This window comes from Acidovorax sp. Leaf191 (assembly GCF_001424425.1).
Taxonomy (GTDB): domain Bacteria; phylum Pseudomonadota; class Gammaproteobacteria; order Burkholderiales; family Burkholderiaceae_C; genus Acidovorax.
In genome coordinates this window covers 112,215-124,870 of the sequence record NZ_LMPT01000012.1, presented here as the reverse complement: position 1 = coordinate 124,870, position 12,656 = coordinate 112,215, and the positions used below count along the sequence as shown (strand labels likewise).

The 12,656-nt window shown below is 67.5% G+C and carries 8 protein-coding genes; 2 read left to right on the top strand and 6 right to left on the bottom strand.

Annotated features, from left to right (window positions below; translation table 11 throughout):
- Positions 1-144: 144 nt before the first annotated feature.
- Together ASG27_RS09125 and ASG27_RS09120 are read left to right on the top strand one after the other, a co-directional pair.
- Positions 145-1,533 (top strand): GspE/PulE family protein, encoded by a 1,389-nt coding sequence (locus ASG27_RS09125; protein ID WP_056415093.1) that lies wholly within the window; start codon positions 145-147, stop codon positions 1,531-1,533.
- Between the two features lie 366 nt (positions 1,534-1,899).
- Positions 1,900-4,224, top strand: a complete 2,325-nt coding sequence (locus tag ASG27_RS09120) for a hypothetical protein (protein WP_056415091.1) — start codon at positions 1,900-1,902, stop codon at positions 4,222-4,224.
- Between the two features lie 82 nt (positions 4,225-4,306).
- Here the strand turns inward: ASG27_RS09120 and ASG27_RS09115 are convergent, their stop codons facing one another.
- The 6 genes from ASG27_RS09115 to ftsA all read right to left on the bottom strand — a co-directional run bounded on the left by ASG27_RS09115 (position 4,307) and on the right by ftsA (position 12,646).
- Positions 4,307-5,962 (bottom strand): methyl-accepting chemotaxis protein, encoded by a 1,656-nt coding sequence (locus tag ASG27_RS09115; protein ID WP_056415088.1) that lies wholly within the window; start codon positions 5,960-5,962, stop codon positions 4,307-4,309.
- A gap of 279 nt (positions 5,963-6,241) precedes the next feature.
- A complete protein-coding gene (gene thiC / locus ASG27_RS09110) occupies positions 6,242-8,143 on the bottom strand; it encodes a phosphomethylpyrimidine synthase ThiC (RefSeq protein WP_056415085.1) in 1,902 nt (633 codons plus the stop codon).
- A 372-nt stretch (positions 8,144-8,515) separates the two neighbouring features.
- Positions 8,516-8,692 carry a hypothetical protein gene (locus ASG27_RS27270; RefSeq protein WP_200912413.1) on the bottom strand — a complete coding sequence of 59 codons (177 nt, stop codon included), beginning with the start codon at positions 8,690-8,692 and terminating at the stop codon, positions 8,516-8,518.
- A gap of 62 nt (positions 8,693-8,754) precedes the next feature.
- Positions 8,755-9,678, bottom strand: coding sequence for a UDP-3-O-acyl-N-acetylglucosamine deacetylase (gene lpxC, locus ASG27_RS09105; protein ID WP_056415081.1), 924 nt, complete (start codon positions 9,676-9,678; stop codon positions 8,755-8,757).
- Between the two features lie 321 nt (positions 9,679-9,999).
- Positions 10,000-11,241 carry a cell division protein FtsZ gene (gene ftsZ, locus ASG27_RS09100; RefSeq protein WP_056434598.1) on the bottom strand — a complete coding sequence of 414 codons (1,242 nt, stop codon included), beginning with the start codon at positions 11,239-11,241 and terminating at the stop codon, positions 10,000-10,002.
- A gap of 175 nt (positions 11,242-11,416) precedes the next feature.
- Positions 11,417-12,646, bottom strand: coding sequence for a cell division protein FtsA (gene ftsA, locus ASG27_RS09095; RefSeq protein WP_008903721.1), 1,230 nt, complete (start codon positions 12,644-12,646; stop codon positions 11,417-11,419).
- Between the last annotated feature and the right edge of the window lie 10 nt (positions 12,647-12,656).

Sequence of the window (12,656 nt, the reverse complement as noted above, 5' to 3'; positions counted from 1 at the left end):
CTCAACGTCCAGTATCCATCTGCACCTAGAATTTTCTGATCGATTTTTTGGATTTCCTTCGCTGAGCCCATTCCATCCTTCGCGCCCCGGCAATCGAACTGGCCCGCGGCAGGGATGAACAGACTGTTTTCAAAAAGACACACCATGCGCCACCCCCTGCCCTACGCCTTTGCCCGCACCGCCCAGTTGCTGCTGGAGGATGACGGCCACCAACTGGTGCTGTGGCACGGCCCGGCCCCCGACGCGGGTGCGCTGTCTGAAGTGCTGCGCAAGCACGCGGTGCAGCAGCTTCTGCCGCTGGACGCGCCGGGCCTGGCGCAGCGCATCAGCGCCGCGTACTCGCACAGCGAATCGAGCGCCGCCACGGTGGTGAGCGAGGTCGAGAGCGACGCCGACCTCTCGCGCATGATGCAGGAGCTGCCCGCGGTGGAAGACCTGCTGGAATCCGCCGGCGACGCGCCCATCATCCGCATGCTCAACGCCCTGCTCACGCAGGCCGCGCGCGACGGCGCGAGCGACATCCACATCGAGCCGTACGAGCGGCATTCGAGCGTGCGTTTTCGGGTGGACGGCACGCTGCGCGAGGTGGTGCAGCCCAACCGCGCGCTGCACGCCGCGCTGATCTCGCGCCTGAAGATCATGGCGGACCTCGACATCTCCGAGAAGCGCCTGCCGCAGGACGGCCGCATCAGCCTGCGCCTGGGCACGCGGGCCATCGACGTGCGTGTGTCCACCCTGCCCAGCGCCCATGGCGAGCGCGCCGTGCTGCGCCTGTTGGACAAGAGCGAAAGCAAGCTGAGCCTGGAGGCAGTGGGCATGCAGGGCGACACGCTGCACCGCTTCGAAGGCCTGATCTCGCAGCCGCACGGCATCATCCTCGTGACCGGACCCACGGGCTCGGGCAAGACGACCACGCTGTACGCGGGCCTGGGGCGCCTGGACGCCACGCGCAACAACATCATGACGGTGGAAGACCCCATCGAGTACGAGCTGCCGGGCGTGGGCCAGACTCAGGTCAACAGCAAGATCGAGCTGACCTTTGCCAAGGCCCTGCGCGCCATCCTGCGGCAGGACCCGGACATCATCATGATCGGTGAAATCCGCGACTTCGAGACCGCGCAGATCGCCATCCAGGCCTCGCTGACGGGCCACCTGGTGCTGGCCACGCTGCACACCAACGACGCAGCCAGCGCGGTGACGCGCCTGACCGACATGGGCGTGGAGCCCTTCCTGCTGTCGTCGTCGCTGCTGGGCGTGCTGGCGCAGCGGCTGGTGCGCAAGTACTGCAGCCACTGCCACGGCAGCGGCTGCGAGCACTGCGGCCAGACGGGCTACACGGGCCGCACCGGTGTGTTCGAGCTGCTGGTGACCAACGACGCGATCCGCGCGCAGATCCACAACCAGGCGTCGGAGGCCGACATCCGCGCCGCGGCGATGGCCGACGGCATGGCGCTGATGCGCGACGATGGCGAACGCCTGATCGCCGCGGGCATCACCAGCCGGGAAGAAGTGCTGCGCGTCACGCGCGACTGAGCGTCCGGCAGACCCGCACCGCCGGGGGTACGGCCGGGCGCGGTGCGGGCGAGGGCTTGCGCGATGCAGCGCATTGCGCCCTCGCCCCGGGTTACTCCCACCACGAAACGCTATAATTTTTGTAGCTGCCAGCGCTTTCTCATAGCGCGGTAGCGGCCAAAACCTTCCGCATCTTCCCCTACGGATCGCCCGGCGCTGCTGTCAGCCCAGTCTGACAGGGCCACTGGCCCGTGACCGCTGGAAGCCGGGCAGGCAGCCGCCCAGAATGGAAAGCCTGCAACCCGGCGAGGCGCGGCCTGCGCCCGCCGCGGTATCCGCCCCGCCCCCATTCCCATTGGCCCGCCGATCGCGCCCGTACCCATTCCCATGCACCCACCACCGACCCCGCCCCACCCATGGCAATTCTTCCGCGCCGGGGGCGTGGACCAGGTGATCATCCGATCCGGCGAGGACATCGCCCGGTTGCCGGAGCTGGACCAGAAGCTCTGGGTGGCCTTGGCCTGCCCCACGCGCGGCATCGAGTTCGACGAGCGCACGCTGGATCTGATCGACACCGACCACGACGGCCGCATCCGCCCCCCGGAACTGCTGGCCGCCTGTGCCTGGGCCTGCGCGCAGCTGCGCGACCCTGCCGAGCTGACAAGGCCCGGCGATACGCTGGACATCGCAGCCATCGACGACAGCACCGACCCGGGTGCGGCGCTGGCAGGCGCAGCGCGTCGCATCCTCGCCATGGCGGGGAGCCCTGATGCCACCGCCATCTCGCTGGCCGAGGTGGTGGCGCGCAGCGAGCAACTGAGTACCCTGCGGTTCAACGGCGACGGCATCATCACCGTGGAGACGGCGCAGGGCGATGCGCTCGCCCGCACCGCGATCGAGCACATCCTGAAGACCCAGGGCAGCACCCCGCCCGTGGGCGACCCGCCGCTGCCGGGCATCGACCGCGCCCGCGCCGAAGCGTTCTTTGCCGACCTGGACAAGATCGCCGCCTGGGCTGCCAAGGCCCGTGACGCCACCACGGCACTGGCCCTGGGCGAACACACGCTCAGGGCGACCGAGGCCATGAACGCGGTGGCCCACAAGGTGGAAGACTTCTTCGCCCGCAGCCGCCTGGCGGCCTACGACCTGCGCGCGGCCACGGCGCTGAACCCGTCGCTGGAGGAATACACCGCCATGGCGCGCCAGGAGCTCGACCTGTCATCCAGCGCCATCGCCACCCTGCCGCTGGCACCCATCACGCCGCGCGGCCTGCTGCCGCTGACCGAGGGGGTCAACCCCGCCTGGGCGGCCGCGCTGCACGCCTTTCGCGACCATGCCGTGGTGCCGCTGCTCGGGCACGACGTGGACACGCTGACGCAGGAGGGCTGGCACACCATCGCGCAGGCGCTGGCGCCCTGCCAGCAATGGCTGAAAGACCGGCCCGCCACCGCGGTGGACACGCTGGGCGACGAGGTGCTGACCGCCCTGCACGCCACGGACGCGCGCCAGCGCGTGATAGACCTGATCGCCGACGACGAGGCCGAGCAGACGCACAACGCGCACACCAAAGACCTGGAAAAGCTGCTGCGCTTCAAGCGCGACCTGCTGGAGCTGCTGAACAACTTCGTGTCGTTCTCCGCGTTCTACCAGCGCCGCGGCGCGATCTTCCAGGCCGGCACGCTGTACCTGGATGCGCGCAGCTGCGACCTCACGGTGCAGGTGGCTGATGCCGCGCAGCACGCCAAGCTGGCGGGCCTGGCCAAGACCTACCTCGCCTACTGCCAATGCACGCGCAAGGGCCAGAAGATGGGCATCGTGGCAGCGTTCACCGCGGGCGATGTGGACTTCCTCTTCGTGGGCCGCAACGGCGTGTTCTACGACCGCAAGGGCCAGGACTGGGATGCCACCATCACCCGCATCGTCGAGAACCCCACCAGCATCGGCCAGGCCTTCCTGTCGCCCTACAAGAAGTTCGTGCGCCTCATCGAAGAGCAGGTGGCCAAACGGGCGGCAGCCGGCGAGGCACGGGCGCAGAAGTCCCTGGGCGCCACGGCCAGCTCGCTGGCCAACACGCCCCTGAAGGCTGCGGGCACGGCGCCTGCGGACGCCGTCACGGCCACCGTGCCCCGCCGTACCGACGTGGGCACGGTGGCCGCCATCGGCGTCGCGCTGGGCAGCATCAGCGCAGTGCTGGTCGGCGTGTTCGCCAAGTTCGTGGACCTGGGGGTGTGGATACCGCTGGCGCTGGCGGGCATCGTGCTGGCCATCTCGGGGCCCAGCATGCTGATCGCCTGGCTCAAGCTGCGCCAGCGCAGCCTGGGGCCGCTGCTGGATGCCAGCGGCTGGGCCATCAACGGGCGCATGCGCATCAACACGCGGCTGGGCAGCTCGCTGTCGCAGACGGCCAAAGTGCCTGCCACTGCGCGCCGCACGCTGCAGGACCCGTTTGCGGAGTCGAAGGCACCGCTGTGGTGGAGCGCGGCGGCGCTCGTGGTGGTGGTGGCGCTGGGGGTGGCTGCGTGGCGCCTGCAGTGGTTCGACCGGTGGACCACTGCGCCTGCGCGGGCTCCGGCAGCGACAGCGCCTGCGCCGGCTTCAGCGGCTTCGTCTGCGGCCACCGCGCCGCCAGCCACGGGCAGCGCTGCCCCCGTGAACCCCGCCACCGCCCTGCCGGCCGCCACCGGTGCGGCTGCGGCGTCCAGCGCCCGCTGATTCTCCTGAGCGACAGGGCCTGAGCAAAAAGCAAAAGGCCGGTCGCCCGGCCTTTTGCGTGTGGGCTGTGCCCTGTGCAGGGTCAGCGAATCTGCAGCGCGGGCCGGCGCGGTGCCTGGGCCACCGCCGGTGCCGAGGGCTCGCCAGACGCACCGAACGCCGGCGAAGACCCCGCGGCGCCTTCCTGCAGCCGGAACTGCCGCACGGCGCTGGTCAGGTGCACGGCCTGCTCGCGCAGGGATTCCGACGCGGCGGTGGACTGCTCCACCAGCGCGGCGTTCTGCTGCGTCATCTGGTCGAGCTGGGTGACGGACTGGCTGATCTGGCCGATGTTGTCGCTCTGCTCGGCCGACGACGCGGTGATCTCCGCAATGATGTCGGACACGCGGCGCACGCTGCTCACGATCTCGGTCATCGTCGCGCCGGCCTGGCTCACCAGGCGCGAGCCGTCTTCCACGCGCTCCACCGACGAGCCGATCAGGCCCTTGATCTCCTTGGCCGCCGCCGCACTGCGCTGGGCCAGGCTGCGCACTTCGCTGGCCACCACGGCAAAGCCGCGGCCCTGCTCGCCCGCCCGGGCGGCCTCGACCGCAGCGTTCAGCGCCAGGATGTTGGTCTGGAACGCGATGGAGTCGATCACGCCCGTGATGTCGGCGATCTTGCGCGAGCTGGTGGTGATCTGGTCCATGGTGGTGACCACCTGCGACACCACGGCGCCGCCGCGTGCGGCCACCTCGGCGGCAGACGATGCGAAGTCGCTGGCCTGGCGCGACGACTGCGCGCTTTGCTGCACGGTGCTGGTCAGCATTTCCATCGACGATGCGGTCTCTTCCAGGTTGGCCGCCGTCTGCTCGGTGCGGTGGCTCAGGTCGTGGTTGCCGCTGGCGATCTCGGAGCTGGCGGTGGAGATGTTGCCGGCCGAGTCCTGCACCTGGCGCACCAGGCCGCGCAGCGCGTCCTGCATGCGGCCCATGGACACCACCAGCTGGCCCACTTCGTCGTGGTTCATCACCACCACGTCGCGCGACAGGTCGCCGCCGGCGATGCGCTCGGCCAGCTCCTGCGCCTGGCCCAGGGACTTGGTGATGGAGCGCACGCTGAAGAACGTGAGCGGAATCAGCACCGCCAGGCCCAGCAGCAGGCCGATGCCGATCAGCGCCGACATGGCCTTGGCGCGTGACTCCACGCCCGCGCGGGCCTCGTCCATCTGGGTGCGGGCCGACGTGGCCAGGCTGGAGAACAGCTTGTCGGTGGCCTCCATGTGCACCTTGAAACGGTCGGCGTAGGCGCCACCGCCCGCACCGTCGAGTTGCGCGCGTTCGATCTGCTCGAAGATGGGGGAGATGCCGGTTTCGTACTGCTTGATCTCGGCCAGCGACTTGTCGATGGACTCGACAAACGCTGCATCGCCGGACTGCACCTGGCGCACATCGGCCAGGCTCTTGCGCAGGGCGGCGAGGGTCTTGGCCCAGGTCTCGCGCAGTGCGGAGACTTCGACCGAGTTGTTGAAATTGATGATGATGTCTTTTTCGGTGCGGCGCAGATCACCCAGTGTGGTGCGCAGCTCGGACATGTCGGTCAGCGTCTGCACCCGCTCCGAGAACAGCACCTGCAGCGTGCCGCGCGTGCGGTCCAGTGCCACATAGCCCATGGCGCCAATGACGACCAGCAATATCAGCGAAAAAACGGTTCCGAAGTACAGGCGGGTGCGGATCGAAAAACGGCCCAGAGCATTCATGGCTCTTCCTTACATTTTTTAACAGACAACCCAGCATAGCAAATTTGGTGCCACGCCACCACCCGTCCTTCTGGGCCGGGCGTGGGCGCGACTATATGCTGTGCGGGCCTGTCAAAAGCACAGGGTAAGCCCCGGCTTCCCAGGCGCAGCAGGGAAACCCTGGAGCCAGTAGCCGGGCTAATGGGAATGCGATCTACGGGAACACCCCTACTGATACGACAACCCCAAAAAAAGGACGCACGCGGCGTCCTTTCGCTTGGTGTCCAGGGGCCTGGGTCGTCAGGCCTTGCCCTGCCCTGGCGCCGCGCCTTCGGCCACGATGGGCACGTACAGCTGACCGCCCTGGCGCTGGAACTCCACCGCCTTGGTCTCCATGCCGCGGGCCAGCGCTTCCGACTCGGCCATGCCCTTCTGGGTGGCGAATTCACGCACCTCCCGCGTGATCTTCATGGAGCAGAACTTGGGGCCGCACATGGAGCAGAAATGCGCCACCTTGGCGCTGTCTTTCGGCAGCGTCTCGTCGTGGTATTCCTTGGCCGTGTCGGGGTCCAGGCCCAGGTTGAACTGGTCCTGCCAGCGGAAGTCGAACCGCGCTTGGCTCAGCGCATCGTCGCGCGCCCGGGCGCCCGGGTGGCCCTTGGCCACATCGGCCGCATGCGCCGCGATCTTGTACGCGATGATCCCTTGCTTGACGTCATCGCGGTCGGGCAGCCCCAGGTGCTCCTTGGGCGTCACGTAGCACAGCATGGCCGTGCCCATCCAGCCGATCATGGCCGCGCCGATGGCCGATGCGATGTGGTCGTAGCCCGGTGCGATGTCGATGGTCAGCGGGCCCAGGGTGTAGAACGGCGCCTCGTGGCAGGTCTTGAGCTGCTCGGTCATGTTGGCCTGGATCATGTGCATGGGCACGTGGCCGGGGCCTTCGATCATGGTCTGCACGTCGTGCTTCCAGGCCACCTGGGTCAGCTCGCCCAGCGTGTGCAGCTCGGCGAACTGGGCCTCGTCGTTGGCGTCCGATGCGCAGCCGGGGCGCAGGCCGTCGCCCAGGCTGAACGACACGTCGTACGCCTTCATGATGTCGCAGATGTCCTCGAAGTGCTCGTACAGGAAGCTCTCGCGGTGGTGTGCCATGCACCACTTGGCCATGATGGAGCCGCCGCGCGAGACGATGCCCGTGCGCCGCTGCGCGGTGAGGTGGATGTAGGCCAGCCGCACGCCCGCGTGGATGGTGAAGTAGTCCACGCCCTGCTCGGCCTGCTCGATCAGCGTGTCGCGGAAGATCGCCCAGGTCAGGTCCTCGGCCACGCCGCCCACCTTCTCCAGCGCCTGGTAGATGGGCACCGTGCCGATGGGCACGGGCGAGTTGCGCACGATCCAGTCGCGCGTGGTGTGGATGTTCTTGCCGGTGGACAGGTCCATCACGTTGTCGGCGCCCCAGCGGATCGCCCACACCAGCTTTTCAACCTCTTCCTCGATGCTGGAGGTGACGGCCGAGTTGCCGATGTTGGCGTTGATCTTGACCTTGAAGTTGCGCCCGATGGCCATGGGCTCGACCTCGGGGTGGTTGATGTTGGCGGGGATGATGGCGCGGCCCCGGGCTACTTCATCGCGCACGAATTCGGGGGTGATGATCTTGGGGATGCTCGCGCCCATGGGGTTGCCCATCAGGCGCTGCTCGCGGCCCGCGTCCTGCATGTACTGGGCCATCCACTCGCGCTTGCCGTTCTCGCGCAGGGCCACGTATTCCATCTCGGGCGTGACGATGCCTTTCCTGGCGTAGTGCATCTGGGTCACGTTGGCGCCGCTCTTGGCACGCAGCGGTGCGCGCTGCAGCGCGGCCGCTTCGGTGCGCAGCTGGGCCAGGCGCGCGGCGTCTTCGCTCTTGCTGCCGTCGTCCAGCGCCACACGCTGGCGGCCGTCGTACAGCTCGGTGTCGCCGCGCGCGGCGATCCAGCCACCGCGCACGCTGGCCAGGCCCTGGCGCACGTCGATGGTCGCCGTCGGGTCGGTGTAAGGGCCGGAGGTGTCGTACACGCTGACCTGCTCGCCATTGGTGAGCGCAATGTCGCGCACGGGCACGCGGACATCGGGGCGGCTGCCGGTCAGGTAGCTCTTGGTGGAAGCGGGGAAGGGTTCGCGGGTGAGCGCGAGCAGGTGGGCGAACTTGTCGGGGGCATTCATGGCGGGCACATTCCTATCGGTGGGATGGATCTGTGCTCCGCAATAGGCCGGCATGGACCGCACGCACCCTGGCGGGTGCCCGGGCGCACCGCCAAGGCCCGACAGGCCCCCGCTGTGCGCACGTTGCGCGCCAACGCTGCCCGGTGGGCGGGGTGTTGGTACGCAGGTGCGGAAAATTCCGACTGCAGCTCTTCTTACGCTGGTACTAACCAGATCAAGTTCGCGGTTCCGGCGGTAAGGTCCGCCGTCTCAGCACGCCCAGCAGCCTGTTCGACGTTGTCGAAGCAGGCCCCTACGTGCACCCCGGAGCAGGCGCGAGTATAGGCCACTGTGCGGGCCGGGGGAAACCGCGGCGGTACAGGGCAGGAGCTGTCAGGTCACGCGGTCGATCAGCACGACTGCGAAAAACACCACGGCGGCGATCACTGTCCACTTCAGGATGGCCAGCCCGATGCGCTTGTAGTGCGCCTGGCCTGTGCCCACGTAGAAACCGAAAGAGACAGCCGCTGCCAGAAGCAAGAAGATGGCGAGCCAGCGAACGATGATCATGGCGGGACGTGCCTTTCAGCAGTGCGCAACAGGGCCGGTCCGCCGGCCAGCGAGACCCGCGGTCACCAGGCTCGCGCCGGCTGCGCAAAGCCGCCAGGGGCCTGGCGCTCGTCCTCGAAGGTCACCACCTCCCAGGCATCGCGCTGCGCCAGCAACTCGCGCAGCAGCAGGTTGTTCATGCCGTGGCCCGAGCGGAACGCGCTGTACGCCGCCAGCAGCGGCTTGCCGATGAGGTACAAGTCGCCCATGGCATCAAGGATCTTGTGTTTGACGAACTCGTCGTCGTAGCGCAGCCCGTCGCTGTTGAGCACCTTGTAGTCGTCCATCACGATGGCGTTGTCAAGACCGCCACCGAGTGCCAGGCCGTTGGACCGCATCATCTCCACGTCGCGCGTGAAGCCGAAAGTACGCGCGCGGGCGATGTCGCGGCTGTAGTTGCCGGCGCCCATGTCGAACTCCACGCGCTGGCCGGTGGAGTCCACGGCCGGATGGTCGAAGTCGATCTCGAAGCTGAGCTTGTAGCCGTGGTAAGGCGCGAGGCGCGCCCACTTGGTGTTGGCGCCCTCGCCCTCGCGCACCTCCACCGGGCGGGTCACGCGGATGAAGCGCTTGGGGGCGTTCTGCAGTTCCACGCCCGCGCTCTGCAGCAGGAACACGAACGATGCCGACGACCCGTCGAGGATGGGCACCTCTTCGGCCGTGATGTCCACGTACAGGTTGTCGATGCCCAGCCCCGCGCAGGCCGACATCAGATGCTCCACCGTGTGCACCTTGGCACTGCCCACCGCGATGGTGGACGCCAGCCGGGTGTCGGTCACGGCCTCGGCGCGGATCGGAATGTCCACCGGCTGCGGCAGGTCCACCCGCCGGAACACGATCCCGGTGTCCGGCTGCGCAGGCCGCAAGGTCAGCTCGACCCTCTGACCACTGTGCAGGCCCACGCCCACGGCGCGGGTGATCGTCTTGAGGGTGCGTTGCTGGAGCATCCGAGGATTTTAGTGGGGCGACCCCGCGAAAACCATCCGCAGCTTCCTATGACCTTGATAGGAAACGGATTGGTTCAATTCAGTTAGTGAGAGCAAGTTGAGTCACTGCGCAATTGGACGTTTAACAGCTACGCCTCTGAACGCTGTGCTTGAGGTGCCTGACGAAAGGACCGCTCAATCGGACAACGGCGGACCAAAACTGGCGCGACCCAGGCCAGAGACACCGCGCAAGGGCCGCCCCGCCGCGCTGGTGTCGTCCCCCCCTCCCGCGCAGCGAGAGAGGGGGTGAAGCGGCGTAGCCGCTCAGGGGGGAGTACCGAATCAATCTGCTTGTTTACGCAGGAAAGCCGGGATTTCCAGATCGTCCATGCCACCCGACGACAGCGCGTCCACCCGGGCTGCCGCCTGCGTGCGGTTGGTGCGCCACACGCTGGGCACCGACATGCTGCCGTAGTCGGCCTGGGTGCTGCCGGCATGGCCGCCCTGCACGCCCACGGCCGAGCCGATCACGCCGGCGCCGGTCAGCGGCATCTGGTAGGCCACGTTGTCCGTGCCGGTGCGCAGGCCGCCCTGCACCACCGAGATCGGCTGGSGGCGCGCGTTGGGGCGCGACAGGCCGGTGGCGACCACGGTCACGCGGATCTCGTCGCCCAGGCTGTCGTCGTAGGCGGCGCCGTAGATCACGTGCGCGTCGGGCGAAGCGTAGGCATTGATGGTGCTCATGGCCAGGCGCGATTCGGACAGCTTGAGGCTGCCCTTCGCGGCCGTCACCAGCACCAGCACGCCCTTGGCGCCCGACAGGTCGATGCCTTCGAGCAGCGGGCAGGCCACGGCCTGTTCGGCAGCGATGCGGGCGCGGTCCGGGCCGCTGGCGGTGGCCGTGCCCATCATGGCCTTGCCGGGCTCGCCCATCACGGTGCGCACGTCTTCAAAGTCGACGTTCACATGGCCGTATTCGTTGATGATTTCGGCAATGCCGCCCACGGCGTTCTTGAGCACGTCGTTGGCATGGGCAAAGGCTTCGTCCTGGGTGATGTCATCGCCCAGCACTTCCAGCAGCTTCTCGTTGAGCACGACGATCAACGAGTCGACGTTGGCTTCGAGCTCGGCCAGGCCGTTGTCGGCGTTGGTCATGCGGCGGCCACCTTCCCAGTCGAACGGCTTGGTGACCACGCCCACGGTCAGGATGCCCATTTCCTTGGCCACGCGGGCAATCACGGGTGCAGCACCCGTGCCCGTGCCGCCACCCATGCCGGCGGTGATGAACAGCATGTGTGCGCCATCGATGGCCAGGCGGATGTCGTCCACCGCGGCTTCGGCGGCTTCACGGCCCTTGTCAGGCTTGCTGCCGGCGCCCAGGCCGCTGCCGCCCAGCTGGATGTGGCGGTGGGCCGAGCTGCGGGTCAATGCCTGCGCGTCGGTGTTGGCGCAGACAAACTCCACGCCCTGCACGCTGCGGGCAATCATGTGCTCGACGGCGTTGCTGCCGCCGCCGCCCACGCCGATCACCTTGATCTGGGTGCCCTGGTTGAATTCTTCGGCTTCGATCATTTCGATGGTCATGTTGGAGCTCCTGTTTCTTTCACTGAATTCGTTTGCAATCTCGTGTGCGACTGCCAATGGGTTGTTCGGTATGTCATCGTGCGCAGAGGGGGCGGCGGTCCGGTACATCGTCGCCATCGCCCACGCGGTATTCGGTGCGGGCTGCCTCGCGCCAGCCAGAGAGGAAATTTCATGGTCAGAAATTCCCCACGATGAAGTCCTTGAAGCGGCCAAAGGCCGTCTTCATGGAACCGCTTTTCTGTGCCACCTTGAAGCCGCGCAGGCGTGCCAGACGCGCCTCTTCCAGAAGGCCCATGACGGTAGCAGCTCTGGGCTGTGCCACCATGTCAGACAAAGCGCTGGAATACTTCGGAATGCCACGCCGAACGGGCTTCAAGAAGATGTCTTCACCCAGCTCGATCATCCCGGGCATGACCGAGCTGCCGCCCGTGAGCACGATGCCCGACGACAGCACTTCTTCGTACCCCGACTCGCGCACCACCTGCTGCACGAGCGAGAAGATCTCTTCCACCCGCGGCTCGATCACGCCGGCCAGCGCCTGCTTGCTCAGCATGCGGGGGCTGCGGTCGCCCAGGCCCGGCACTTCCACCTGCGCCTCGGGGTCGGCCAGCAACTGCTTGGCGTAGCCGCTTTCGACCTTGATGTCCTCGGCGTCCTTCGTGGGCGTGCGCAGCGCCATGGCGATGTCGCTGGTGATGAGGTCGCCCGCGATCGGGATCACCGCCGTGTGGCGGATCGCGCCGCCGGTGAAGATCGCCACGTCGGTCGTGCCCGCGCCGATGTCGACCACCACCACGCCCAGCTCGCGCTCGTCGTCGGTCAGCACCGCCTGGCTGCTGGCCAGCGGGTTGAGCATGAGCTGCTCGACCTCCAGGCCGCAGCGGCGCACGCACTTGATGATGTTCTCGGCCGCGCTCTGGGCGCCGGTCACGATGTGGATCTTGGCTTCGAGGCGGATGCCGCTCATGCCGATGGGCTCCTTCACATCCTGCCCGTCGATCACGAACTCCTGCGGCTCCACCAGCAGCAGGCGCTGGTCGCTGCTGATGTTGATGGCCTTGGCCGTCTCCACCACGCGCGCCACATCGGCCGAGGTGACTTCCTTGTCCTTGACGGCCACCATGCCGCTGGAGTTGAGGCCGCGGATATGGCTGCCGGTGATGCCGGTGTACACACGCTGGATCTTGCAGTCGGCCATCAGCTCGGCCTCTTTCAAGGCCTGCTGGATGCTCTGCACGGTGGCGTCGATGTTGACCACCACGCCGCGCTTGAGGCCATTGCTCGGAGCCACCCCCAGGCCTGCCAGCTTGAGCTCTCCATTGGGCAGCACCTCGGCGACCACGGCCATGACCTTGGCCGTGCCGATATCGAGCCCCACCACAACGTCTTTGTATTCTCTTGCCATATCAGTCTCT